The following is a 26,748-nucleotide window of genomic DNA, read 5'->3' as shown; positions in this document are numbered from 1 at the left end:
ACCGGCGAGATATGGGAAATACATTTACACAAATACCACTCAATATCCAGCAACGGTTAGCATTGGAAGCTAATCCCATCTGTATAACAGAGCTGGCTGATGGCGGATACCTCCTCAATTTTAATAAAGATCCACACGTCATCCGACTGGACAAATCATTCAATCAGGTATGGAAGAAAGACCTGCAGGCACAGACCATCAACTACGTCAACTGCATGATCACTGCAAGCCCTGATGGAAAGATGATGGCCCTTTCCGGTAATGAGACGATACGCATATTAGACCTCGACGCTAATTTGTTGTGGGCTCTTCCGCATGAGCCATGGGGTAAGTTCCTGGGATCGCCCTGCGCGTTCTCATCCGACGGACAACTGATCTGGTTTATCATACCCGGCAGTTCTGCGCTGGAGAATGACATCTTATATACAGTCAGAGCATGCGATTTTAAAGTAGTAGATACCTGGATGATGGATGGAAACCAGGACTACAACTACATGTTCTATCCTACACCCGATACAAAAGCGATGATCGTTGAGGCAGCTGCCGGACAGGATGCCAGTTTATTTTACCGGGTGCGATTAGAGGATGGGAAGATCAGCTGCGAAGAATTATCTGAGTGCCATGACAAGATCATGGGAAGCTTTTCTCCTGACGGAAAAGAATTTGTGACAGCGCCGCATCATGAAGATGGGATCGGATTGTTCTCGTTTCCTGAAATAAAAAAGACCGCTGTCCTGGAAAGTGACGAGCTGTTCGCAGAAAGGAATGAATACCCGACTACAGACGATGGCGACAGTGTTGAATATGTTGTATTGTATGTGAACGATAAGACGCTGCTCGCATTCACACGCTTTGGCAGGTTATTGCTGATAGACAGGGAAAGTCTGAGCTGCACCGGAGAGCTCATTCCTGAAGGTTGTGAGATCAGGGCCTACGATATGGCCGGCCGGCCTACGACTAAGCCCAATGAAGTGATCGATTATGCAGGAGAGATTGTCACCGTTACACTGACGAAGCAACGTCAGTTATTATTGACGCACAACTCCGGCGAAGTAAGAACATACAACCTCCCTGAAATACTTCTCTGATTGTTCAGTTCCTCTCGCATCATCACATGCCGGATATTATCCGCTGTATTCACTTTGTTTAGCTTTCTCCGGCATAATTCCCCTTGGGATAGCCCTCGGGCGCCTTCACTTCAAAATATTCATCGAAATCTTCCGCAGCAGTAGTTGTATAGAGCTGATTGAGTGAAATGATAAACGTAGTAAGATCAGGTGCGATAGTGTTCCTGTCATTATCCGCATGCCAGAACTCGATGATCTGCCCCCTGATGCCGGTAAACACACCCGCAGTATCATAACAGATACAATCACCGCCACCATTGTCAAAGATGGGGATCCAGGCCGGATGCCACCAGTTTTCCAGCTCAAAATCTTCTCCGATCATGGCAGTATGTTCCTTTGCGGTGGCCAGGGCATGTTCGAGCGACAGGAACATGGAATTGTTGACAAATGCCTCATAAGAATCATCACGCTGTCCGTTCTTCCACTGGTATAGTGCCCGAAGGTCTGCAGGGATCGTTACATTAAACTCCTTTTCAAGTGCTGTTATTTCTTCCGTCGAAAGTCCCGGTTGTAAAGTAGCATAATAAGCTGCTCTCTTGCTTGCCAGCAGACTGTCCAGTTTGTTGAGAAATGCTTGCATAGAAGTCGGTTTTAAGTGTTCTTATATGCTGAAGGCAATACGCCGTATTCCAGTTTGAAATATTTCGCAAAATACTTAGGATTATTGAATCCTACTTCATACGCTACTTCCGCTACCGTCAGCTGGCTTTTACCCAGCAACTGAGCCGCCCTTTTCAGACGGATGGAACGTATGAACTCAAGCGGCGTCTTTCCTGTAAGTGACAACAGTTTCTTATATGCCGATACCCGGCTCATATGCAGTTCGCGACTCAGTTCCTCTACAGAAAAATCCGGGTTGGAAATATTCTTTTCGACGATCTGCAAGGCCTGCTGTATAAACAGTTCATCCTGTGAAGAGATGGCTATTTCTTCCGGATGCGCGTCTATATGCTGCTGGAAAGTCTTCTTCAGTGATGCCTGTTGCGTAATGATATTGCGGATGCGCGACAACAATACCTCATAGTTGAATGGTTTCGTGATGTAGTCTGTAGCTCCATTATCTAAGGCTTCCAGCTGATCTTCTTCTGAGGCGCGCGCTGTAAGCAGGATGACAGGTAAATGTGCCAGGCGTTGCTGCTGCCGTATCCGGCGACAAAGCTCCAGGCCGTCCATTTCCGGCATGTTCACATCGCTCACCACCAGGTTGGGAACCGTTTGCTGCAGGATATTCCATCCTATCTGTCCATTCGGCGCATCGATAATATGGAAGTGAGCACTCAGGTTATCCTTCAGGTAGAACCTGAAATCTTCACTGTCTTCTATCAGCAACAGCAGCGGTTTTTTACCACTATATGTTATAGGGGCGGTCTCAGTAACAGGAGCCGCAGACATGATCGCAGTTGTTTCCGGCGCCGTGGTGACAGGCTTGCCCGATATACCCTGTACAGGCAGCTGAATGGTAAAGCAACTACCCATACCAGGTGTACTATCAACAGAGATGGTGCCGCCATGCAGCTTCACAAACTCACGTGTAATACTCAATCCAATACCACTTCCCTGATTGACCATAGAGCCGGGAATGTCGTGCTGGAAGAACCTTTCGAAGATCCGCTCCTGTTGTTCCAAAGGAATACCGATACCGGTATCTTTAACCATAATCGCCAACACTGACCCATGCTGTAGTTGTACATCCACAGAAATATTTCCCTGTTCCGGTGTAAACTTAAAGGCATTGCTTAACAGGTTAAAGATGATCTTTTCTATCTTGTCTGGATCATATAGCATGTTCAGCTCTTTGATGCTGCTATGAAAATCCAGGTGTATCTGTTTCTTTTCCGAGAGATCGGAGAAGGAGGTGGTCAGCTCTTTAATAAAGGCCACAATATCTCCTTCACTGGTGTACAATTTGATCTCCTGCACTTCCATCTTACGGAAATCAAGCAGCTGGTTTACGAGATTGAGCAGGCGGCGCGCATTACGTTGCACGAGTACCAGCTGCTGTTGTAAATTATTCTCCAGCCCTTTACCCAGTATCTTCTCCAGTGGTGTGATGATCAGGCTCAGTGGCGTACGGAATTCGTGACTCACGTTCGTGAAGAAGCGTATCTTTAGCGCATCCAGTTCATGTATACGCTGCGCTTCCTGTTTCTCCTGCTCAATACGTGCACGTAGCCTTTCCCTTTCCAGCACGATCCTTCTGGCCAGTATCAGCGCTCCGATAATAAGCAGTGCATACAATATAAATGCTAGCGGCGTTCTCCAGAAAGGGGGAAGTATAGTGATATGTAATTCCACCGGAGCAGGCGTCCAAACGCCGTCATTGTTGGATGCTTTCACGCGGAAGGTATAGTCGCCGGGATCGAGATTGGTATAAGTGGCTTTACGCAGATTAGCATCTGTTGTCAGCCATTCATTATTGAAGCCTTCGAGCATGTAGGCATACTGGTTCTTTTCTGGATGAAAATAATTCAATGCAGCAAAGGAAATGGAGAATACATTCTCCCTGTATTTTAACGTGATGCGTTTGGTCTGTGCGATAGATTGCTCCAACAATGTACGCCCGTTAATAGTTTCACCGGGTTCCATACTTTTATTGAAGATCTGGAAGTCAGTAAATACAATGGGCGGCACACTCTGATTAATAGCAATGGAATGCGGATAAAAAAGATTGAAACCATTACCCCCGCCAAATATGAGCTCTCCTTTGCTGGTCTTTAAGGCAGCATTTTCATTGAACTCTCTTCCCTGCAATCCGTCAGATTCATCATAATTCTTGAAGTGAAAGACATAGTCCGGCGATTGCCCTTGTATGCTTAGATTGGAGATACCATTGGCGGTACTCATCCACAATGTTTTATCCTTCGCTTCGAGGATGTTCAGCACCGTATTGTCGGGCAAGCCATTTCCCCTGCGCAGGATGCGTATCTTCTTCGTTGCCGGATCATATAGGTTTAACCCTTCACTGGTGCCTATCCATATCAGTCCACGGCTGTCTTCGAACATACAGATAACGTTCTTATTGCTCAGACCATCCGGTTGTTTATCAACAGTACCATGGTGCGTGAACTTACCTGCTTTGTTCATGACATCCATGCCATCAGCAGTACCTATCCAGATATTGCCGGCCCTGTCTTCCAGCAGGGCTGCTATATAAAGCGATCGCATGGTATTGGATGCTCCGCTAACGAAACGTTGGAACTTGCCGGTCGCTCTGTCCAGTATATTCAATCCTCCGCCTAATGTACCTACCCACAGCCGTTGCTGGCTATCTTCGAAGATCTCCCAGACGTTGTTATCACTAAGGCTATTGGGATCGGCAGGATCATTTTTATAATGGATAAAACGGCTGCCGTCAAAACAATCGAGTCCGCCGAAATACGAACCGATCCACAATTTCTGCGCACGATCTATCCAAAGGCTCACGATCACATTCCCGCTGGGACTATTAGGATTGCCCGCTTCATGCAGGTATTGTTTAAAGGTATTATGCTGACGGTCAAAGTAGATCAATCCACCGCCATTGGTACCTATCCAGAGATTGCCTTTTGCATCTTCCGCAAAACGGTTAACGTCATCGTAGGGAAGACTGTTGGCGGCAAATACCTGGTGCTGGTACAAAGGGAACTTAACAATATTCTCGTGATAGTAGCAGATACCTTTCTTATATGTACCAATCCAGATAATACCGGAGTTATCACGGTACAGGGCATTGATACTATTTTGACTCAGGCTTTTAGGATTTTCACTATTGTTAAGGAGGTACTGTATCGATTGCCTGTGTTTATCAATGATATTCAATCCGCCATGGTCTGTACCTATCCAGATCAGGCCCTGGTTATCCTGTGCGACGCCGCGCACGATATTCGTATTGAGCCTTACTGTACCGGTATTCTGGTTGTAGTGTGTAAAAGTGGCCTGGCGCTGATTATAATAATAGACGCCCTGTACATCAGAATTGCTGAAGATCCAGAGATCGCTGTCCTTGTCGGCCATCATCTGGTAGTCCTGCTGTTTGCTGCTACCGTTCTGTTCCGGCATCTGTACCTGGTAAACGATCTGGTGACTGCGGCCGTCCATTCTTTGCAGAAGGCCATCTGCATGCAGTATCCAGATATTGCCTGCTGAGTCTTCTGCAAGCGTAGCAACAGGACTGTTCTCTGCGGCTTTGAACTGTATCTTTGTGGCTTTATGTGTAGCAGGTGTATAACCGAATAAACCATTTTTCGGTACAACAAACCAATAGATGCCTGCCTTGTCTTTCAGGATCTGGCTCACGGAGTCCCCGGGAATGCCATACTGCCGGAGTACAGGCCGGATGTCGCGCTGGAAATTCCCTTTATCAGGATGATAGATGTTCTGGCCATTACGACTGGTGATCCATAGCAGGCCATCCGGGCCTTCCATGAGACCGCTGATGAAGTTGTCGGAAAGGGTAGTGGAATCGCTGAGGTCCTGGCGGAACACCTTGAAGTTGTAGCCATCGTAACGGTTCAGGCCCGACATGGTGCCGAACCACATAAACCCGCGACTGTCCTTCAGGATGCAATTGACCTGGTTCGCTGAAAGTCCCTGAGTAATATCTATCCTGGTCAGCTGGTATTGCGACGCGCTTGTTTGTCCTCTTAGTAAGGCGGGCAGGAATGCCAGCAGGAATAGAATAAATAGTTTTTTGTCCACTGGTGTAATTAACGCGGATATAGAATTTTAAATGTCTGTTCTACAATATAGCCCTCTAAGGTAAATAAAAAAAGAAAGGTCGAAAGAATTCGACCTTTGTGCTAAAATTCCACGTTATGGTACTCAGGTCCATAAAGAGTTCAATACTTTTCAAGTTAGTCCATCATGGCCGTAGTTGAAAGAATTTGCCCATTTCACCTGTCTTCATCTGACCAGATTTAGACATAAAACTGGACATACATCTACCTCACAAAACCTGTTCCCACGATAAAAGCTAACTAGTAATACTTTTTTATTTCTTTATGATGAAATTTTCGCTGGATGTTTGAGCTTATATTGGCTGATCAGCTATTTTCCGGGATGATTTCATTCATTCACTTCAACTGGAGGTAACTAATATCCGATCCCGGGAATATATGATTGACACAACAAATGTAATACCCCTATAAGTGATAACCAAAGGTTTGCTCTCTTTTTTTCGCAATCGTTTGCATTTAGGGTTAAAAAAGTGGAACTTGTTAATTCGACAATAATTTTATTTTTTCACGTGTATGAATAGAACTGGTCTCATTTTGCTGTCATTACTTTCTGCAGGAACAATGCACTTACGGGCACAGCAACCGGATAATAAGTTAAAATTATGGTATAACGAGCCGGCCGTGGAATGGTCCCAGGCCTTACCATTAGGTAATGGAAGACTGGGCGCTATGGTATTTGGTGGTACCAGTGAAGAGTTAATTCAACTCAATGAAGCTACTTTATGGTCCGGCGGACCTGTCAACAACAACATCAATCCCGGCGCAGCGAAATATCTGCCTGCTGTGAGAGAAGCGTTGTTCAAAGAGAAGTATCATGAAGCGGATAGTCTTTTACGGAAGATGCAGGGAGCTTATTCCCAGTCCTTCCTGCCATTGGGAGATGTGCGCATCCGGCAGCAACTGAAAGATACCGCTGTAAGTCAGTATTACCGCGATCTCAATATTGCAGATGCAAAGGCAGTGACCCGTTTCACCAGCAGTGGTGTTACGTATTCCCGTGAAATGTTCATCTCTGCACCCGACCAGGTGATCGTGATACGGCTGAAGGCGAGTAAAAAAGGACAGCTGAACTTTACCGCATCCACTTCCAGTCAGCTGAGATATAGTAACATGGTAACGGGTAAGAAGGAGATCGCGATGAGAGGTAAAGCGCCTTCTCATGTAGATCCTAACTATGTAGGTTACAATAAAGAGCCCATTAAATATGAAGCTCCCGGCAGTTGCAACGGCATGCGCTATGAACTGCGTATGCGTGCTGTTGGTCCCGATGGTAGTATTACAACAGATACTGCTGGGATTACCGTAAGGAATGCAACTGAAGTGACACTGTTACTGACAGCTGCCACAAGCTTCAACGGTTATAACAAATGTCCGGATAGTGAAGGCCTGGATGAAAAAGCGCTGGCAGAGGGATATCTGAAAAAAGCAGCGGCATTGTCGTACGACAATCTGTTGAAACGTCATGAGCAGGATTATCATTCCTTCTTCAACAGAGTTTCTTTGCGGCTGGATGGCGCCGACCAGAGCGCATTGCCTACAGATGAAAGACTGCGGCGTTATACAGCAGGAGGGAAGGATGCCGCACTGGAAAGCCTTTACTTCCAGTTTGGCCGTTATCTGCTGATCGCCAGTTCTCGTACAAAGGCAGCTCCTGCCAATCTGCAGGGCATCTGGAATAAAGAATTACGCGCACCGTGGAGTTCCAATTATACCATCAACATCAATACACAAATGAACTACTGGCCGGCAGAGGTGTGTAACCTGATGGAAATGCAAAAACCACTTTACCAGTTGCTGAAAGAACTATCAGTAACTGGCCAGCATACTGCACGCAATTTTTATAATGCCCGCGGATGGGTAGCACATCACAATACGGATATCTGGGCCATCTCCAATCCGGTAGGTGATATTGGCAAAGGGGACCCGCAATGGGCGAACTGGATGATGGGAGGTAACTGGTTATGTCAGTTCCTCTGGCAGCACTATCGCTATACAGGCGATGTACAGTTCTTAAAAGATACCGCATATCCTATCATGAGATCTGCGGCACTTTTCAGCCTGGATTGGCTGGTAAAAGATCCTGCTTCCGCATATCTTGTTACTGCTCCCGCTACTTCTCCGGAGAATGTGTTTGTATTGGAAAACGGTACCCGTGAAGCGGTGTCTGTTGCTACTACCATGGACATGACCATCATTCGTGAACTGTTCAATAACGTGATCAAAGCCGGTGAAGTATTGCAGGTAGACAATACGCTGCGCGATTCTTTACAGGTTGCGGCCGACCGCCTGTATCCTTTCAGGACCGGCAAAGACGGCAGCCTGCAGGAATGGTATAACGACTGGCCTGCTGCAGAGGTGGAGCATCGTCATATTTCGCACTTATATGGTCTCTTCCCGGGCGATCAGATCTCACCGTCAGCAACGCCCGAACTGGCCAATGCAGCCAAACGTACATTGGAGATCAGAGGTGATGGTGGCACCGGTTGGAGCAAGGCATGGAAGATCAATACCTGGGCAAGACTTGAACATGGCAATCATGCGTATAAATTATTGCGCGAGCTGTTAACCCTTACAGGTAAAGGCGCCATAGACATGCATGATGCCGGTGGTACTTATGCTAACCTGTTTTGTGCGCATCCGCCTTTCCAGATAGATGGTAATTTCGGTGGAACTTCCGGTATTGCACAAATGTTGCTGAACGGACAATCAAATGCTATACATTTGCTGCCTGCTCTTCCTGATAGCTGGGCCAGCGGTGAAGTAAAAGGCTTACTGGCATTTGATGGTCATACAATTGATATGAGCTGGAAAGAAGGAAAGATCACTAAAGTGACTGTGCATGCAACAAGAGCAGGCACCTGTTATCTCGTGTCAAAACATCGTCTGAAAGCTACTGGTAACGCGCAACTGGCGCCGATGAAACCAAAAGATCCATCCACCGGTTATCCATATGCCCTGAAGACCAGCGCCGGTGGCGTATATATTTTACAAGGAGTAGAATAATGTAATGCAGAAACAAATTACTATGCCTGACAACAAAAGAATAGCACTGATATGTGAAGATCCTGCCAACCTGTTTGACATGGCCAGGAATGAAGACCGGAAACTACTTGAAAGTCTTAACGCCCGTGGCTGGACGGCGGAAGCAAAAGACTGGAAAGATCCGCAGGCCGACTGGTCTTCCTACGATCTCGTCATCCTGAAATCGCCTTATGATTATCATAACAGGCTGGAGGAATTCCAAACCTGGCTGCACAAGTTATCTGCATTGGAAGTGCGCTTATTGAATCCGGTGAAGATGGTCCTATGGAATGCTGATAAACATTATCTGAAAGAGATCGAAGAGGCAGGATTTTATATCATTCCGTCCGTCTTCCTCGAAAAGGATACTACAACGCATCTTTCAACTTTATTCACCCGTCTGGGTACCGATAAGATCATAGTAAAGCCCTGTGTGAGCGGAGGTTCAAAGAATACCTTCACCCTGGTGAAAGGAGATCCGGAATTGGAAAAGCATCCCCTGAATGAATTGTTGCGGCAGGAAGCCTTTATTGCCCAGCCGTTCTTAAAGGAGATCCATGCAGGGGAGTGGTCGCTCGTTTTCTTTGGTGGCCGTTTCAGTCATGCGATCGTGAAAAAGCCAAAGGAAGGCGATTTCCGTGTACAGCCGCAATATGGCGCCACTATCCATGGCGTACAGCCTGATGCAGCCGTGATCAAAGATGCAACAGCCCTGGTACGCCGTTTTGCGGCGGATGCGCTATATACGCGTGTGGACGGTGTGCTGGTAGATGGTAAGCTGGCCCTAATGGAGCTGGAACTGATAGAGCCTTTGCTTTATACCGCATTTGAAGAGAGGAGCTTTGAGAACTATCTGGAAGCACTGGAAGAAACGATGATAGTCAGTTGATTATACACATCATTCATTTTCTCAGGGGCAGGTTGCGCTTATGCAGCCTGCCCTTTTTGCTTTTTCAGGCTACCGGCAACCAGGTGGCAAAAGGGCTTGAATTCGCTTCAAACCCCTTTGGATAAGTGTCTTGTCTCACTTCTTCAATATCCTGATACCGTCACATACATAACACTTTACCGGCATTTCCATATCGCTTCACCGTCATTTCTATATCGAATCGATATACATATGAGCCTAAAGTGATATCCAGATGATGGTATAGCGATATGGAGATATAAAAACATGAGCGAAGAAGTATACCATTGTAAACGAACATTTGCCGAAGTCAACCATGTTTGGTATATTGCTATATCAACTATCTTATTCTTGTTAACGCCTGAAAACCAATTATATGGCAAGAGCTAAAAATAACCTCCTGTTAGCCCAGGTATCCGGTACTATCGGAAGACAGCTGACCGTAACACAAAGAGCAGGACAGGCCATCCTGGGTAAAGCGAGGGCTAAAAAAGGAAAACGCTACAAATTCTCCCCAAAACAGCTGGACGTGCAGTCCAGGTTCACCAGTGCAACTGATTATGCCGCCGCAGTAAAGGACGACCCTGATATGGTAGCCGCCTACAAGGCCGTTGCGAAACCGGGCCAGAATGCGCATAATCTGGCCATAAAAGACTATTACAACGCCCCGGAGATCCATGAGCTTAAGGCAAACGAATACACGGGGAAAGCGGGTCAAAAGATCAGTATTCGTGCTACCGACGACTTCAGGGTGTACCAGGTCGTTGTAAGCATCTATACGGCCGATGGAACTCTGATTGAAGAGGGGAACGCATTACAGGGCAGAAATGGCATAGAATGGATTTATACTGCCCGGAATGACAATCCTGAGTACATAGGAGGCAAGGTGCGCGCCATGGCGGAAGACCTGCCCGGCAACCAGACATTCGAAGAAAGGGTATTGTAAACTGACATAGGCCCCCCCCGTTCGAATAATCCTGCCTGTAGACACTTTATAGACGCTACGTTTTGATCCGTAGTCTCATTGTAGTGCTACTGAATTACCTGCAACCGGTCAGAGAAGATATCTTTGTGGCATCATATTAACTATCTCAAATATGAGTAGGAGATCATTCTTTGTCTGCCTGGCCTTTATATTCAGTACCATCCGGGTAGCTGCCCAGGTTGCAGATCACTTATACTATTTCATTAATCCCGCTGATTCGCTCTTAGGGGTTAAAACCGGCGCCGGTAAAATCATTATACCTGCCCGCTACAGGGATATGGGTGTGACTGATTCATCAGCCATAAAGGGTGAGATCATCTTTATGATGGACTTCAACAGGAGTGATTCTTCAGCAGCTGAAAGCTATGGAGACGCATTCAACAGGCAGGGTAAATTCCTGTACCATCCCTTATTTTTTGATAACGGCCCCGACTATTTTCAGGAAGGCCTTTCCCGCTGCGTAGCAAACGGCGAAGTTGGCTTTGTAAACCGCCGCGGCGAAATACTGATCAGGCCTCAATGGGGCTGGGCTACGCCGTTTAATTATGGTTATGCGCAGGCTGGTGCAGGTTCCTATTACTGGGACCGGGCAGCAGACAGTGAGCATCCGCCTTTAAAGTCAAGGGGTGCCACTGATGAATTTTATATCAATAGCCAGGGAGAAAGAGTAGCACTTTCAGACAAGCCTTCTTCCGAAAAGGACCAGTATGTAGATGGAAAATATCTGCCTTACCCCTTTCATTATTCCGCCTTTGAGCAACAGCTGGTGGACAGCTTCAACCATCAGGAAGTACTCAGCAAAACAGCCTTCGTAAATTATGCTGGTCCTGTGGAAGGACGTGAGGCCCGGCTTCAGTTTGAAATAGTTGAACGGCCTTACGCAGGATTCCCTTATTATAGGTTGTTGGCCTACGACTGGAGTAAGGGCTATAACGCACACGATAATATGAGCTTCCTGGTAAATGAAAAAGGGGAGTGGTTCCACATCGATTATTTCGATGAGATAAAACCTTACCAGGTATGGCTAAAGGAAGAATTGGAATCGTGCAGAGATTTTCTCGAAAAAAGCCCGCATATGCCGAACCGGTTCAACGTGGAGGAATATCTCTCCAGGTTCTGAATGTTGACGGCTACATAATTGATCTGCCTTAGCCTAAAGTTTTTATAAAATTATCGAGGCTATCATCTTTTCCGAGGCCTAATTTCTGTTTGATCCTGTATCTGGCCATCCTGATACTTTTGGGCTCTATATTCAGCCGTGTTGAGATCTCCTTATTGGATAGTCCCATCAGTATATAGGAGCAGTACTTCATGTCCAGTCTTGTAAGGGAATTGCCGGCGCGTTGCTGCAGCTGTTCGAAGAAGCTGGAATGGACCTCCACAAAGTCAGTTTTGTGGTCTTCATATTCTTCATCCAGTTGTTGCTGACGTTTGATCAGTTTTTTGATCTCTTCACTGCTGCTGGTATCCTTATCGGCCAGTATTTCCATGATCTGGTTTTTCCCCTCCTTCTGCAGTTGTTCTGCGAGCAGTTCCTTCTCAAGCCGCTGCTGCCGCTCGCGTAACAGTGCCTGTTCTGCCAGCAGCTGATTAGTTTCTGCTTCCTGCAGTTTCACCTTCAGAATGACTTCCTCCTTCTCTTTGTCTATCAGTTCCTGCTTCCGCATAGATGCTTTCAGCTTGTAGTTATAAGAGATCAGCAGGAAGGAGAGAGCAGCAATGCCTGCAGCCCCCAGGCCAATATAAAGGAGGTTACGTTTTTCCCGGAAAGCGGCTTCCTGCTCCAGCAGGGCAATTTTTTGTGCCTGTTGTGCTGTGCGGTATCGTGCATCTATTTTTTGGGCATTGTTGATCTTTTCCTGGTTAAACGCTTCTTCATTACTGGATACATAACTTTTCATGTATGACAAGGCGAGTCTCGGGTCATCTTTCTGTTCTGCCACTCTTACCAGTGCACGATATATCCTGGACCGGGTGAGCGGCATTTTAACCGCGGAACCCTCCGTTTCGCTGAGTGCAGTCAACAGCAGCTGTTCTGCCTCGTTTACCCTGTTATTCCGGAGGGCATATTCACTACGCATGCCATAACAATTGATCAGTATTTCGGTGAGCCGGGTTGCCGTAGCAATCTGCTCGGCAATGTCCAGATAACGGTATACACTGTCCCGGAAAGAAGATGGGTAATGCTGGAAATAGATATTGGCCGTATTCAGTGCAACAGCGGCAGTATTGCTGCGAATGATTATCCGGCCACTTTCATGGTTGCTAAGCGCAATTGATCTGTTATAGTAAGATAATGCTGAATCAAGCAATGGCTGGCGGTTGTTTAGTTTATAGCAGTCATGGAAATACTGCCCCATGGTGTAGTAAGCGGTGTTCAATACATCCGGTTCGCCACTCTTCAGTGCCTGGACATAACATTCTCTCGCATAATTTCCCTGTCTGGCGGTATCTGTCCCGTAACTATAAATGCTGGCGAGATAGTGATAGCTGAGCGCTGCATAAGGCGCTCCGGCGGGTGTCTTAAAGCAATCCACCGCCTTCAGCAGTTTAGACGCAGCAAGATCATTTTCGTTATCAATAATATCCAGCCATCCATTCCTCAGCCAGACCATACCTTTCGCCAGGGAATCGTTCGCCTGGCTTACATAAAGAAGCGCACTATCCAGGGCGGCATATGCAGCCGGTTTATTCTTTTTTTGTACAAGCAGGTGTATCCGGGTGGCATAGAGCCAGGCTTTCGCATCTGCTCCGGGAGCATTGGCTGCATTGTTTGTGAGCGCGATGGCCTTGTCAAGGTCCGTTTCAAAATAGGCTCTTGCCAGCTTACATTGAACCATCACTTTCTCGTAGCCTGACAAATTGGCTTGCAAAAGTTTTTGTTCAAGAGAATCCCTATACCGTTGTTGGGCAAACGTAAGTGTAGGTAAACAGATTAATAATGATATGGTTATGATACGTCGTAACATCCCTTCAAAAATAGGGAAAAGAATCAGGTTTAAAAAAGGGGTAAAATACCAACCAATTGAAAATCATATAAGTTATAGTTTTTCGTAGACGCTTTGTAGACGCTTCCGGTTGTTCATGTAGCCTCATTGTAGCTGCTGTTTTTATGGTTTTCACTGCAACACTGACTAGGTTTGCAGCGTACAAAAAAACATCATATCATGACGAACCGCACAATGGCCATAGTTGCCTATATCACTATTATCGGATGGGTGGTTGCCTATCTGTCATATCGTAAGTCCAACGATAAAAGTCCATTGGTGGGATATCACCTTACCCAATCAATAGGCATTATAATCTTTTCTATAGTGTTGAGCATTGTTAGTGGTATACTGGTAGGAATACTGCCTGCACTGGCCACCTTGTTCTATATCATTTCGCTGTGCCCGTTTGTATTGATGCTGATGGGAATCATCACAGCGTCCAACGAGGCGCAGCGCCCTATACCATTGATAGGTAAGTTTGTGGAGGGGAAGTTTAACCTATAACTGAGGCAGCAGGTCTGGCACTCATTGATGTTAACCCCTCTAATTGTCGTGTACATAATAGCTGAAAGGGCCGGTCGGGAAACTGACCGGCTCTTGCTATGAAAAGATGTATCAGCGAATGCATCACTTCTCTTACAGAGAACCTTCATAATGGCTGGAATAGATCTTTTTCACGTCGTCGAAGGAGTCATAATAGCCGGTGATCATGCTGCCGAACTCGATAAAATAGAACTTCGTAAGGGGATAGAATGTTGTTTGCTTTAAAAGAGCATCGCCATCCACCAGAATAATATTCTTAAATTTAAGTTTCTTCAATCTGTTTTTCCATGCTGGATAATGAGCCTTGTTAACAGCAATCAATAAATAAATTTCTTCAGAGATGATGCGTGGAAGTGCCTTTTCGAGGTTCGTTAATTCCTGAAGAGAGGTTGGTGTCTTGGTGTTCAGAAAAAAAACAATGCCCGGATTTGAGCGCCGGAAGCGACCTTTTGTCTTTCCTCCACGTATTTTTTTAAAAGACTGTTCATTAAAAAAATGGATAAACGAGAACTGAAAGCTCCTGAGTCTGTTGCGGAGCATCAATGCATAAAAAGCATTCTCTTTGATAATATCGTTTTGCAATTCATCAAGTGAACTGATCTGTGTAAACGCACCACAATGACATTCATAGAAATGCTTTCCTGCAACAAAGGAGAAGGGATTGTTCATGTTCTCCTTGTAGGTGCGCACTAAATATTCGTTTAGTGCAGCAGTATCATTTGCATTCACGAGGGAACGATATTGCTTCCAGAAATCAATGGCTTTATAGGTAAGCGGTGATCCAATTACCGTGTCAGTTACAGTCCTATAGGCCGAATCACCAGCGTCGCCTCCTTTTACTACTATTTTAATGTTGCCGGTATCTATCCAGTACTCCCATCTCTTTCGCGTCTTGTTCCCTTCAACATAACGGAACGTATATAAGTCGGGGTATTTTTCCGGAAATGATATGTGGACGTTGTTTGTAAAGGGAATTGTCCATTCTTTGTTATTGGTGAAGCTTTGGATCTTTATGCTGTCAATCACATTTTTTCCTTCCGGCACTTCAAATGTTATAGTTGTCTGCGCAGTGCTGATCTCACAAACAGACAAGAGCAGCAGGGCGAGAATTGCTATTTTTCTGATTATCATAGGGTATATGCGCTTCAATAGGCGCGGGCATACAAATATAAGGTGTTTCGATAAGATCAATGACGGTCTGCCGACGCTGTCACATAAAGGGCTCTATTGTTCAATTTTAATGTATTCGACCAAATATTTAGACAGCAGTACACGACGGTATCCTGCCTACCGACGTAAACGCATAGTTTTTTCAAATTATAGATGTAGCTTCGGGCATTAACCAATACACCCGATGAAGATCTATCTGTACATTGCCCTAGCTATCGTACTCCTGTCACAGGCTGCTGTGTTTTTTATTGACTTTACAATAGTACAGGCATCTCTGGTAGCTGGCCTGATCACCTGCTGCTCCATTATCAATGTCATCCTGACTTATAGGACAGATTTTAGTAAGCGGTTCCGTTTCCCGAAAAAGACGATCCGCATCTCTGGCAAAAATGTTGAACTCACAAATTTAAGAGTAGCCAGCATGGGACTGATACTCGCACTGTTCGGTATATATTGCGTTTGCTCGCTGAAAGCACAAGTAGTTGGGTTGGTTTTTATAGCGGCCGGTTTTAACTACATTTCTTTTTTACGTATAGAGGTACGTAAACCGGTGAGCAGCGTTACTCGTTCTGCAAACCCTTGAAAACATGAAATGTAAAGTTAGATATCTGTTGTTAACCATGTGGACAGTTTTTATGCTAACGTCCTGTGATTTTAGTATTAATGATAGGCCTGGGCCACAAATGAGCTTTTCGGTTGAGGAGTCTAAGTCACATAACACCTTTTTAGCAGAGTATACTTCCACTGATAGTTTACTCAACGGGTTTAAGATCAATTCCGTATTTATTGAAAAGCAATTTCGGCGTAGAGACAAATTTTTGCGTCCAAAGGTAATCAATTGTTGTCGATCGCAATTGGTTATTATCACTAGAGACGGACTGCAGGACTATGGAAACGTTTGGGCTATTAGAGGCTTTAGTGGGTGTTGGTCGTCGTACAGTGTATATAAGAATCTTGAGGGGATATCACTGCCAGATTCTATTTCCATTGAGGTGTTTGCGATTAATGGTAATGATAGTAGTGAGATTAAACAAAGGTTTGTACTGCACAGAGAAGTAGTTTTCGCAGAACAGTTAAAAAATCAACAACAATCTTTAAGACCACGGTCATGCACTTTGACAAACGTCATCCGTAACACGACGAGGATTAGCAGCAAATTAATAAGGCCTGTCCAGCCTCCGGCAGAAAGCTTACCTCACGGATATGCGGATAAATGTTGTAACTTGCAATATAATCAGCGTAATATCCTATACCTATATTTATGATCAAAACTATTCGTATTCCTGTATTCCTATGGCTTGCTTGTGCTTTGGCAACGTTTTTTACTTCATGTAGCAATGCGGGCCTGGAAGATATCATTCCTAAGGACAGTGTCCAGACAAACTTGCTCAGAGACTTATACATTGATGGAAAGCTTGCTCAGCGGATCGATTATGACGCTGATAAAAAGATAAAGAGTATTTATATATACTCTCTTTCCGACACGGCGACCGTAAATCCCGGGCAACGGATCGATTATGAATACAACGCAGCAGCACAAGTTATCCGGGAATTGACCTATACACTCAGAGACAATAAATTAGCCACTGACGGTAAAGTTGTGTACCAGGCCGACACGATTTTAGTGTATGTTAATGATCAGCTCAGGTCGCATATGGGAATTATTCGTCCGGACAAGATCACTCATACCGGCGATAAGGATACGACACTTTATCCCGGGCTTTCCCTTCAGACGCTGGACTACTCCCTGTATACAATGGAAGGAAATGACTTGACCAGGTTTTACAACCGGAAATACTTCAGAAATCAATACATGGAATATGATTTTCACTATGAGGAGGTATTCTCATATGATACAACCATCAATCCGATATGGCCAATCATAGAAAATAGTCCCTACTTTGCGAGAGCATTTTTGGAGATACAATACAAAGGAATGCGACCATTTGCGTTTACTGTGTCAAAGCATAACCCGATAAAAGTTGATATTGCTCATGCAACACTTAATCTTTGGTATCCCAAAGGTGTTAGCTTTGAATATAAATACCTGCCAGATTTCCCGTATCCGGTTGAACAAAAATGTATTGATAGGAGTAATGGGTCGGTATATGCCACTTACAAATTTGAATACCTGAAGGTAGTCAAGTAAAACTAATGGTGTCAATTAGCACTAATATATTAATATATTAATATACCAGTGCTGGTTGACACTATACATCTGTCCCCAAAATGGTCCATTACAAAAACGGAAAATCAGGCTATCGATCAGCAATTGATTCCACGACAGATGAACTTATTCAAACACCTGTTTCATCCGGTATCTCCTCCAGACTATAATATATCTTCAAACCCATTTCCCTCGCTTTCCTCACATCTTCATCCGCACCTTTAGATGCGCCCTCTATTCTAAGCACAGCGTCGCATCTTTCCAGCATTCGATGTGCAACAGGATACTGAATTTCCTCCCAGGCTTCATCACCTGGCTGTTGGGAGCCGGCCAAACGGATTAATGGCAATGCCATCCATTCTCCAATAAATGGTATATGTCCTTTCCGGAATATTGGCAACGCCACTGCTTCAAGCCTTGCCAGATTCGCTTTCATCAATGTAGGATCATCGTTAGTCCCGCTACGGTACGGACCAGCAATTAGAATTAACATGTTTCTCTTTTTTACAAAAGAAACCAGATTTCCGCATTCCCGACTTAAGGTAGATTAAGTTATTTCGGCCGACGATGTTTTTTTCGAATGAGACTCAAAAATTCAGGAGTAATGCCAAGGTAAGATGCAATTTGTTTCTGGGTAACATTATTGGCGATTTGTGGATACTTGCTGATAAACCGGGCGTACCGTTCTTCTGCGTTAAGCGTTAGGTTCTCTATGCTCCGCAACTGCTCGCGTGTGTAAGCATTTTGCATCAGTATGCGGAAGAAACGTTCGAACTTTGGAATGGTAGTTAGCAAATGATCAAAATTAGCTTTACTTAAGTTTAAGACACAACTATCTTCAATGGTTTCTATAAACGTCATGCTGGGTTTTTCATTCAGGAAGCAATACATGTCTGTCAACCACCAGTCTGCCACAGCAAACATAATGGTCGATTCTTTGCCTTTTTCATCAAGACAATAAGATCTCAAAGCACCAGAATTAATATAACTCAGCTGATTACAAACCTGAGCCTCCACCAATACAGTTGTCTTTTTAGGTATCTCCTTATACACCAGAAGGGAAATAAAATAATCTCTTTCTTCCGTGGATATGGAAATATGCTTTACTATACTTCTTAAAATTGCATCATGTATATCCATGAAATAGAAATTCGGATTAGCGTTGCCGGGGAAGATAATGATAAAATCGTGAATAAAGCAGCTAGGATGTTGTCTTAATGGTGAATTACAGGCGGGCTCCTTTTAAAGAAAGCATCCACGAAACGGTATGCTGCAAAAGCGAAAAATGGCCCATACCTTCAACGATATGGGCCTGAAATCAGTTTCTTAAGGAAGTGTAATAACGACTTCTTTTGTTACCACAAATACTTCGCCTGTCACATATGTTAACGTAAGTGTTACGGTGTAAGTACCCGACCGATAGAAGTGATTAACAAGCGGACGTGCATGTAATGCAGGCGCTGATCCGTCACCCAAATCCCAGTCTATATTGCTGACCTGGTCTAAGTCTGCAGGTATGGGAGTGGTAACATAAATACCCATCAGTACTCAGGCTCGATAGGCGTAATAACAACCTGTTTGGTAACTACAAATGTCTCACCTGTTATATAGGTAAATGTCATTGTAATGGTATAAGTACCTGGTTGATAAAAATGCTTAAGAACAGGACCACCATTTAATACAGGAGCCGATCCATCGCCAAAGTCCCAGTCAATGTTGCCAATCTGATCCCTCTGGTCAGCGCCTGGGTTTGTAAGAAAAACAGAAGCTTGATAAATTGTGGTCGAAGCTACGATCGCGCTTACACGGACGTCAAAAGTGGGTGTTGATGCTTTTGTAATACCGGTATTTGCATACATGCCAATGCTGACAAATACCGCAAGGATCAACAACAGTGTTCTTTTCATTTGAAAGGGGAATTTAGGGTAAACAAAATAAATATCAACGTCAAAATAAATGATCGCTGTTAATACCAAAAAGTTAAAATACCGCAGTTGAGTGTATGCACTCACAACTTCATTTTACCGCTACTCGCTCCGCAAACTCCTGATAGGATTAGCCAGCGCTGCTTTGATGGCCTGAAAGCTCACTGTGAAAAGTGTGATCAGCAAAGCGCTTGCACCAGCTATCAGGAAGATCCACCAGGCGATCGTAGTATGGTAATCGTACTGTTGCAACCATTTTTGCATGAAATAATGCGCAGCCGGTGTAGCGATCAGAAATGCGACGAATACCAGTGCCACAAACTCCCTGGACAACATCCCCCAGAGGTTAGTGATGGAGGCGCCCAGTATTTTTCTGATGCCTATTTCCTTCATGCGTTGCTCTGCCGTGAAGGAGGCCAGACCAAAAATGCCCAGGCACGAAATGAAAATGGCAAGGCAGGTAAAGAGCGTGGATAAAGCGCCAATACGTTGTTCTGCGGCAAACTTGCGACCATATTCATCATCTATGAATTTATATTCGAAAGGACTGGAGGGATCCAGTTTCCTGAACACAGGCTCGATCCTGCTGATCGCTTCGCCGGCACTTAACTGTGGATTGAGGCGTATCGTAATAACAGGCCCGATACCAGGTACCATGAAGTAAACACTTTGCTGAACAGGTTTGTAGGGCGATTCCGTTACCATGTTCTCTATCACACCAATCACAGTAAATGGATTTCCATTCCAGCGGATCGTTTTTCCTACAGGATCGGTCAGCTGCATGTATTTAACAGCTGCTTCATTTAGAATAATGGCGGTATTGTCGGTAGAGAAGCTACGGGAGAAGTCGCGACCTGATTTAAAGTTCCAGCCAACGGTTTTGCCAAAATCGTAGGTTACTGCTGTCAGCGAGAAAGCCATTTTAGGCAGCTGCGTATCTTTATTTTCCCATTCGAAACGGTCGTCGAAGTAATTGGACGCTGTTGTAGGAGCGGAGGATTGCGCGAAACCTACAGCCCCTCCTGTGGCAAGCAGTTCACGCTGAAGCACATCATACTTGCCATTGAGGCCCGGAGTTCTCATATTGATCTTTATCAGCCCGTTCCTGTCATAACCAATCGGACGGTTCTGCGCCAGTTGTACCTGGCGGTATACCACAATCGTCCCGATGATCAGGACGATAGAAACGGTGAACTGTAAGGTCACCATTACTCTGCGCGGAGTGGCCCCGCCGCCGGCACGGAATGGCCCCTTTAATACTTTCAACGGTTGGAAGGAGGAAAGATAAAAAGCCGGATAACTGCCCGCAACAATAGCCGTGATCATGATAAACAGCACGGATATCAGCCAGAAGACGGTATTGGAAAAGGGGAAGATCATTTTCTTATCTGCCAGCTCATTGAACCTGTTTAAACTCAATATTACAATGCCAATGCTGAGCAGGAAGGCCACAAAGACTATCAGGAAAGATTCACTCATGAACTGTTTTATCAACTGACTGCGCAGCGAGCCGAAGGTCTTACGGATACCTACTTCCCTTGCTCTTTTCCCGGAGCGTGCGGTGCTGAGATTCATGAAGTTGATGCAGGCTAAAAACAGCACAAACAGCCCAATAAGGCCGAACAACCACACCAGTTGGATTTGTCCGCCGGAATGGATACCGTTCTTCCATTCTGCCCGCAAGTGCCAGTCTTTCATCGGATGAAGGAACAGGGCAATTTTGCCATCAATGGCTGGTTTGTTCAGCTTCGATTGATAAACATCCTTAATCTTGCCGGAAATTGCTTCCATAGAAATGCCGGGAGCAGTAGTGGCGAAGATATTGAATGAACTGTTGCTCCAGTTGTTCAGATTGGCTTTTACATATTGTTCGGTGCTGACCAGCAAATTCCAGGGACAGAAGAAACTTACATCTGTAAACGTTGTATTGTGTGGGAGATCTTCAAACACACCGATCACTTTTAAGGATTGTTTGTCGTCGAGTTGTAAGATTTTTCCCACCGGATCCTCATCTCCGTACAGCGAACTGGCCAGCGATTGATTCAGCAGGATGGTATTGGTTTCCGTAAAATCCTTATAAGATCCTGCCAGCATTTTCAATGTGACTATATCTGTGAAGTCTTTCTCTACATACATGCCCTGCCGGGAAAATTGCTTGTCGCCATATTTTATGATATGCTCATTCTTCTCCGATGCCAGTGCTACATGCGTAAAGTAGTTGTTGTAGTTACTCCTTAGCTCTGCTGCCAGCGGAATGGGAAAGTGATTGCTGTTGTCTGAAATGTATACTTCTCCGTTCGGCATCATCTCGCTTCTCGCGATCTTTGCGATGGAAGGGTAGTTCGTGTTGTAGCTATCAAAAGACAGCTCATCCCACACCCATAGCCCGATCAGCATAGCCACAGCCATGCCGATGGTAAGTCCGCCGATATTAATGAACGTGGTCGTCTTATTCTTGATAAGGTTACGCCATGCGATCAAGAAGTAGTTTCTAAGCATAAGGGCAGTTTGATTTTGGTCGGTAGAAAAACTGTTACAGCAAATCCCAAAAGAATGCCAGTTCAGCACTATGCTGTAAATCAGTTGTTTATGTACGCCACCTGCGGTGGGAATGTCCGCTTTTAATACATGACTGTCCGATATATAACATCAGTGGGTATTTATTGCCTTCAAACTGTTTTCAGGGAAATCAACCGGTCATCCTGTTTCAGCAAATGCTTGTTGCTATTTTTCCTTAATTTCTGCGAAACTGGGCCAGAGGTATCGCTGAATTGCGCGTAGGGGCTGCTTTCAAGGATTATTTATCCGAGCCAGGGGACTGGCTGCTGGGATTAATGGGCTTCGGAGAATGCCTGACTTATTATGACGAAGAGGGACGTGCCAGGTATAAATGAGCCTCCTGAAAATAGCTTAAAAGCCTGCCGGTCTCCGTCAGGTATCCGAACAAAAGAGCCCGTATCAAAAGTAAGATACGGGCTCTTTTGTTTTTTTATTATTTCCTAGCGGATCCTTACATATGTTTCCACGATCTCGTGGTTGATATTCAGGCTATCGATCTTTTCGATGCCGCTCTGGATGATCGTGTCTCCTTTGATCTGCATAACGAAGGAGAAGTCTTTATCTTCCCAGCCCCTGTAACTGCAGTACTCCAGGTGCTCGTTGTACACATCTTTCACCAGTGTATAGGTTCCGCTGCCGGAACCGTAAACCGCCGTTGAATCGGCGCCATGGTTCAGGTCATGTGTGAAGAAAGCGAAATAGCTGTCATTGAATATTTTGATGGTCTCTTGTCCTGCAACAGGCGCAGTAACTGTCGTGTCTTTGTTTTCGATAGACTTGGCGCTGATCAGTTTCCATGTACCTGTTAGTGGTGAAGTGGAAGTAGCAGTTGAAGGCTCTTTTTGCTGGCTACAGGATAGCAATGAGATCGCGACAGCGATAAACGGAAGATATTTCATGGATTGAAATTAAGGATTTGTGTCAAATATAGTGAATGGGGCAAAATCTTCACAGCGTTCGGCAATTATTCACAGAAATTGTATCCGGGCCAGCTTGATAAGCCGGGCGAGCAGTACGGCTCCTGTCTGATAAGGCTGGTATGAAGCGCCAACGGCACAGTTTTTAGGTTATATAATAGGTATGATGATGAACGAAGAACAAAAGATGGAAGCGCATTCCTTTTACCGTGAAGCATTGTCTATCCTCGTGGAGAGTGGGGATGACTTTCTGATTGGAGGAGGATTTGCCTTATTTCATTACACGGGGCTTTTCCGTGATACCAAAGACCTGGATATATTCTGTACTCCCACGCAATATCCGGGGCTTATGAAGCTGTTTGCCACCCATGGCTATAAAATCGAACTGACAGATGTACGTTGGCTGGCTAAAGTTTATAAAGGGGAGTATTATATCGACATCATTTTCAGCAGTACCAACAATATCTGCCTTGTCGATGAAAGCTGGTATCAGCATGCAGTGGATGCCGTGTTTATGGAATTGCCCGTGCGGTTGATAGCGCCGGAAGAACTGATCTGGAGTAAGGTCTTTATTCAGAACAGGGAACGTTTTGACGGTGCAGATGTCAATCATGTCATGTTACGGTATGGCAAAAAGATTGACTGGAAACGGCTGCTACAGCGGTGTGATCCTCACTGGCATCTGTTATTGGCACAATTGCTGGTGTTTCAGTTTGTATACCCGGCCGACTACACGGAGATTATTCCCCGCTGGCTGTTTGACGAACTGATGCAAAGGGCGCATCAGCAATATGAACTGCCTCCTTCACAGGAAAAAGTATGCAGGGGGCCATTGATAGATCAGACACAATATGCAGTCGATATTACCGACTGGCATTATAAAGGAATGACCATAAAAACGGTTTGATAATGGATGCTGAAAACACTGAAAACAAGAAGATGCGCATCGCTGCTGTTGCCGATATCCATATAGCTGACACAGATAAGAATAAGTGGACAGACTACTTCAAGGAGGTATCCCGCAGGGCAGATGTGCTGCTTATCTGCGGAGATCTGACCAATACCGGCGATGAAAGTGAAGCAAAGATCCTATGCGACGAATTGAAATCATGCACGATCCCGGTGGTGGCTGTACTGGGCAATCATGACCATGAAAAAGGCAGGCAGAAGCTGATCAGGCAGACGGTACAGAGTGAGAACGTACACATCCTGGACGGAGAGGCGGTCGTAATAGGAGATGTGGGCTTTGCCGGTGTAAAAGGCTTTGGCGGCGGATTTGATAACTTTATGCTGTCGATGTTCGGAGAAGATGCCATGAAGGCATTTGTACAGGAAGCGGTGAACGAGGCCCTGCACCTCGACAGAGCGCTGGCTAGAATTGATCAGCAGCATGAGCATCTGAAAAAAGTGGCGCTCATGCATTATGCGCCATTGATAGATACCGTGAAAGGAGAGCCGGAGCCTATCTATCCTTTCCTGGGTTCCTCGCGGCTGGCAGAGCCATTGATCCGCCGGCAGGTATCAGCAGTTTTTCATGGACATGCACACATGGGCACACTCGAAGGATCGCTGGCGGGAGGCGTGAAAGTTTTTAATGTAGCCAAACCCGTATTGTTAAAGGCAGGGTATGATATGCCTTTCCATGTGATCGAGATATAATTACTTACTCAAAGTAACGCCACTGCAGGAAAGTACAAAGGCCTTCCAGTTCCGGGAATATAGAAAAGGCATTCACACCAAGCGTGTTTAATTCATTCCGGATATTGGACAGACTGGCTGTTGGTATTTTTACTTTGATGAGCTTCAGGTCGTAACGATCGCTTTCATTCATATAACTGGTTTCACGCAATTCCTGTGTGGAAGGAACAGTGAAAACGCCCGACTGGTTGTTAATACGTTGTTTAATCAGCCGGGGGCGAAAGATCCTGGTAGCCGGCAGGTCAAAAGGATGTACCTCGTCCGGATTAAAGTCGAAATCTTCATCTGTAGGCATTAAGATCCAGACAACAGCATAAGCGCTTTCGGGCAGGCATTCCGCGTTGTGCCGGGATACTGCAAACCATAAAGCAGTGAGCGCACTGTTAGACCAGTCGAGCAGTCGTGTAGGCAATCCGAAATGCTGGCCGAGGGTCAGATAATCCCAGTCGTTCAATGGTGTTTGTTGCTGTACGAGCAATGGATTCGTACGTTTAAATTCATTCAATAAGGCTCTTTCTACCTCGAAGAGATCCCCCTTGGGTTTCAGCCTGCAAATTTTCGGGATCAGGGGATAATCAGCCCCTTGTCCGCGGAAAACAAAATCACCCATATTGCCACTACGTATATTTTCCTCCTTATTGACCCTGATCAGATCGAGATAGTCACGTATGGCATCCAGTTCAACCTCTTGCATACATTGGGGTTTTAGTTTCCATCAATCAATTTCCAGTATTGTTTTGGCAAGCGCGATTGTTTGTTCATCGCCGGTATACTTACCATGTTCGTCGGACAGCTTCACAACAGGTGTCCATCCTTCTCCTTCCGGACAGGCAGCAGTCATTTTGATCACAATATTCATAGCGGCAGGACCAGCATCGTTGGTCAGGCTGGTACCTATGCCGAAAGACATCCCTATCCGGTTGCGGCAATGTGCTGCAATACGCGCTACCTTGTCATAGTTAAGTGCATCAGAAAAAATAATGCTTTTGGTAGCAGGAGCAATGCCCATCTGCTGATAGTGGGCGATTACCTTATCGGCAAATAACAACGGATCACCACTATCATGCCTGACGCCATCAAAGAGTTTAGAGAACATCTTATCAAACTGTCTGAAGAACACATCCGTCGTATACGTATCAGAGAGTGCTATGCCAAGGTCTCCGCGGTATACCTGTGTCCAGTGTTCAAGTCCCAGTGCATTCGCCATTTTGAAACCATAGCGGGCTGCATGGAACATGAACCATTCATGCGCATGTGTGCCGATAGGTTTCGTTTGATACAACATGGCCATATGTACATTACTCGACCCGATAAAGGAACCCGCGCCATATTCTTTTAACGCCTTCATCACCAGGTGATGTACTGCATAGGAATGCCTGCGGCGTGTACCAAATTCGGCGACAGTCACTCCCAGCTGCAGGTAGTTCTCTATCTTATTGCGTGTACGCTCCATCACAGCTTCATCACTGATACGCTCTGTATCGGTCAACGGGTAATACAGTTCACAGATCAGTGACATTAACGGTACTTCCCAGAGAATGGTACGATACCAGGCGCCTTCCACGCTGACATGCAGCTGATCTCTTTCCTGTGTGATCTTCACCTCTGAAGGATCATAACGGTAACCCTCCAGGAAGTCGAGATAGACAGGAGAGAGGTAAGGACAGGTTATCCTGAGAAAATCTTTTTCCTGTTTGCTGAGCTGCAATGAGGCCATGCCGTCAACCGCTTTGCGCAGTATATTGGCGAAACCTGTTGGAAAGATATGTTTGCCCCTGTTAATAAAAGCATAGCGGGCTTTTGCATAGGGAAATAGTGTGATCACTCCCTGCTGCATAGTGAACTTGTAAAAGTCATTATCGAGGATCGAAGTAAGTATGTTGGTCCGCATAACTGGATACTTCCGCAATTCTGCTGCCAATCTGTTCCGAAAGAAATCCAGCAGGAAATCACTACCTGAATACCACAGTGTCAGAAGGATAGTACTGCTATTTATACTTATATTATAAAAAATTCAATATTTA

Annotated in this window: 22 protein-coding genes and 1 pseudogene; 11 read left to right on the top strand and 12 right to left on the bottom strand. The window is 45.3% G+C overall.

Going from position 1 to position 26,748, the window contains the following annotated elements; translation table 11 throughout:
- The first annotated feature begins 11 nt into the window (after positions 1–11).
- Positions 12–1,088, top strand: a complete 1,077-nt coding sequence (locus tag L3C95_RS15785) for a WD40 repeat domain-containing protein (RefSeq protein WP_236388987.1) — start codon at positions 12–14, stop codon at positions 1,086–1,088.
- 58 nt (positions 1,089–1,146) lie between these two features.
- Here L3C95_RS15785 and L3C95_RS15780 read toward each other — a convergent pair whose 3' ends face one another.
- Positions 1,147–1,707, bottom strand: a complete 561-nt coding sequence (locus tag L3C95_RS15780; RefSeq protein ID WP_236388986.1) for an SMI1/KNR4 family protein — start codon at positions 1,705–1,707, stop codon at positions 1,147–1,149.
- 11 nt (positions 1,708–1,718) lie between these two features.
- On the bottom strand, positions 1,719–5,804 hold the full coding sequence (locus tag L3C95_RS15775; protein WP_236388985.1) for a two-component regulator propeller domain-containing protein: 4,086 nt from the start codon (positions 5,802–5,804) through the stop codon (positions 1,719–1,721).
- A 551-nt stretch (positions 5,805–6,355) separates the two neighbouring features.
- Between L3C95_RS15775 and L3C95_RS15770 the strand changes: the two genes are divergently transcribed.
- From L3C95_RS15770 to L3C95_RS15755, 4 genes are all read left to right on the top strand, one after another.
- Positions 6,356–8,845 carry a glycosyl hydrolase family 95 catalytic domain-containing protein gene (locus L3C95_RS15770; protein ID WP_236388984.1) on the top strand — a complete coding sequence of 830 codons (2,490 nt, stop codon included), beginning with the start codon at positions 6,356–6,358 and terminating at the stop codon, positions 8,843–8,845.
- Positions 8,846–8,867: 22 nt separating this feature from the next.
- Positions 8,868–9,752, top strand: a complete 885-nt coding sequence (locus tag L3C95_RS15765) for a RimK family alpha-L-glutamate ligase (protein WP_236388983.1) — start codon at positions 8,868–8,870, stop codon at positions 9,750–9,752.
- Positions 9,753–10,146: 394 nt separating this feature from the next.
- Positions 10,147–10,716 (top strand): hypothetical protein, encoded by a 570-nt coding sequence (locus L3C95_RS15760; RefSeq protein ID WP_236388982.1) that lies wholly within the window; start codon positions 10,147–10,149, stop codon positions 10,714–10,716.
- Between the two features lie 151 nt (positions 10,717–10,867).
- On the top strand, positions 10,868–11,875 hold the full coding sequence (locus L3C95_RS15755) for a WG repeat-containing protein (RefSeq protein WP_236388981.1): 1,008 nt from the start codon (positions 10,868–10,870) through the stop codon (positions 11,873–11,875).
- A 28-nt stretch (positions 11,876–11,903) separates the two neighbouring features.
- Here the strand turns inward: L3C95_RS15755 and L3C95_RS15750 are convergent, their stop codons facing one another.
- Positions 11,904–13,628: a LuxR C-terminal-related transcriptional regulator gene (locus L3C95_RS15750; protein ID WP_236388979.1), complete on the bottom strand. Its 1,725-nt coding sequence runs from the start codon at positions 13,626–13,628 to the stop codon at positions 11,904–11,906.
- 294 nt (positions 13,629–13,922) lie between these two features.
- On the opposite strand from L3C95_RS15750, the gene L3C95_RS15745 reads away from it, so the two are divergent.
- Positions 13,923–14,249 carry a DUF4870 domain-containing protein gene (locus L3C95_RS15745; protein ID WP_236388978.1) on the top strand — a complete coding sequence of 109 codons (327 nt, stop codon included), beginning with the start codon at positions 13,923–13,925 and terminating at the stop codon, positions 14,247–14,249.
- A 132-nt stretch (positions 14,250–14,381) separates the two neighbouring features.
- Here L3C95_RS15745 and L3C95_RS15740 read toward each other — a convergent pair whose 3' ends face one another.
- Complete coding sequence (locus tag L3C95_RS15740; protein WP_236388976.1) at positions 14,382–15,419, bottom strand: hypothetical protein; 1,038 nt, start codon at positions 15,417–15,419, stop codon at positions 14,382–14,384.
- 223 nt (positions 15,420–15,642) lie between these two features.
- Between L3C95_RS15740 and L3C95_RS15735 the strand changes: the two genes are divergently transcribed.
- The gene (locus L3C95_RS15735; RefSeq protein WP_236388974.1) at positions 15,643–16,041 is read left to right on the top strand and encodes a hypothetical protein; all 399 of its coding nucleotides are present in this window, start codon (positions 15,643–15,645) and stop codon (positions 16,039–16,041) included.
- A 678-nt stretch (positions 16,042–16,719) separates the two neighbouring features.
- Positions 16,720–17,607, top strand: a complete 888-nt coding sequence (locus L3C95_RS15730; RefSeq protein WP_236388972.1) for a hypothetical protein — start codon at positions 16,720–16,722, stop codon at positions 17,605–17,607.
- 148 nt (positions 17,608–17,755) lie between these two features.
- On the opposite strand, the gene L3C95_RS15725 is transcribed toward L3C95_RS15730, so the two are convergent.
- The 4 genes from L3C95_RS15725 to L3C95_RS15710 all read right to left on the bottom strand — a co-directional run bounded on the left by L3C95_RS15725 (position 17,756) and on the right by L3C95_RS15710 (position 19,532).
- Complete coding sequence (locus L3C95_RS15725; RefSeq protein ID WP_236388970.1) at positions 17,756–18,118, bottom strand: hypothetical protein; 363 nt, start codon at positions 18,116–18,118, stop codon at positions 17,756–17,758.
- A gap of 59 nt (positions 18,119–18,177) precedes the next feature.
- Complete coding sequence (locus L3C95_RS15720) at positions 18,178–18,765, bottom strand: Crp/Fnr family transcriptional regulator (protein WP_236388968.1); 588 nt, start codon at positions 18,763–18,765, stop codon at positions 18,178–18,180.
- A 186-nt stretch (positions 18,766–18,951) separates the two neighbouring features.
- On the bottom strand, positions 18,952–19,167 hold the full coding sequence (locus tag L3C95_RS15715) for a PKD domain-containing protein (RefSeq protein ID WP_236388967.1): 216 nt from the start codon (positions 19,165–19,167) through the stop codon (positions 18,952–18,954).
- On the bottom strand, positions 19,167–19,532 hold the full coding sequence (locus tag L3C95_RS15710; protein WP_236388966.1) for a PKD domain-containing protein: 366 nt from the start codon (positions 19,530–19,532) through the stop codon (positions 19,167–19,169). The genes L3C95_RS15715 and L3C95_RS15710 overlap by 1 nt, the downstream gene beginning before the upstream one ends.
- A 91-nt stretch (positions 19,533–19,623) precedes the next feature.
- On the opposite strand from L3C95_RS15710, the pseudogene L3C95_RS35245 reads away from it, so the two are divergent.
- A pseudogene (locus L3C95_RS35245) lies at positions 19,624–19,677 on the top strand (hypothetical protein); the annotation flags it as partial.
- On the opposite strand, the gene L3C95_RS15705 reads toward L3C95_RS35245, so the two are convergent.
- Positions 19,653–22,049 carry an ABC transporter permease gene (locus L3C95_RS15705; RefSeq protein ID WP_236388965.1) on the bottom strand — a complete coding sequence of 799 codons (2,397 nt, stop codon included), beginning with the start codon at positions 22,047–22,049 and terminating at the stop codon, positions 19,653–19,655. The pseudogene L3C95_RS35245 and the gene L3C95_RS15705 overlap by 25 nt on opposite strands.
- Positions 22,050–22,549: 500 nt before the next feature.
- Positions 22,550–23,008 carry a lipocalin family protein gene (locus tag L3C95_RS15700; protein ID WP_236388964.1) on the bottom strand — a complete coding sequence of 153 codons (459 nt, stop codon included), beginning with the start codon at positions 23,006–23,008 and terminating at the stop codon, positions 22,550–22,552.
- A 181-nt stretch (positions 23,009–23,189) separates the two neighbouring features.
- Between L3C95_RS15700 and L3C95_RS15695 the strand changes: the two genes are divergently transcribed.
- Together L3C95_RS15695 and L3C95_RS15690 are read left to right on the top strand one after the other, a co-directional pair.
- On the top strand, positions 23,190–23,933 hold the full coding sequence (locus L3C95_RS15695) for a nucleotidyltransferase (protein WP_236388963.1): 744 nt from the start codon (positions 23,190–23,192) through the stop codon (positions 23,931–23,933).
- 2 nt (positions 23,934–23,935) lie between these two features.
- A complete protein-coding gene (locus tag L3C95_RS15690) occupies positions 23,936–24,685 on the top strand; it encodes a metallophosphoesterase (RefSeq protein WP_236388961.1) in 750 nt (249 codons plus the stop codon).
- Between the two features lie 4 nt (positions 24,686–24,689).
- Here the strand turns inward: L3C95_RS15690 and L3C95_RS15685 are convergent, their stop codons facing one another.
- Both L3C95_RS15685 and pncB read right to left on the bottom strand, forming a co-directional pair.
- Positions 24,690–25,418 (bottom strand): FRG domain-containing protein, encoded by a 729-nt coding sequence (locus tag L3C95_RS15685; protein WP_236388959.1) that lies wholly within the window; start codon positions 25,416–25,418, stop codon positions 24,690–24,692.
- Positions 25,419–25,439: 21 nt separating this feature from the next.
- The gene (gene pncB, locus L3C95_RS15680; RefSeq protein WP_236388957.1) at positions 25,440–26,615 is read right to left on the bottom strand and encodes a nicotinate phosphoribosyltransferase; all 1,176 of its coding nucleotides are present in this window, start codon (positions 26,613–26,615) and stop codon (positions 25,440–25,442) included.
- Positions 26,616–26,748 lie beyond the last annotated feature (133 nt).

Origin of the sequence: Chitinophaga filiformis (assembly GCF_021646545.1) — a bacterium.
Taxonomy (GTDB): domain Bacteria; phylum Bacteroidota; class Bacteroidia; order Chitinophagales; family Chitinophagaceae; genus Chitinophaga; species Chitinophaga filiformis_A.
The sequence above is the reverse complement of the archived record's forward strand: the minus strand, read 5'-3'. Positions and strand labels throughout refer to the sequence as shown.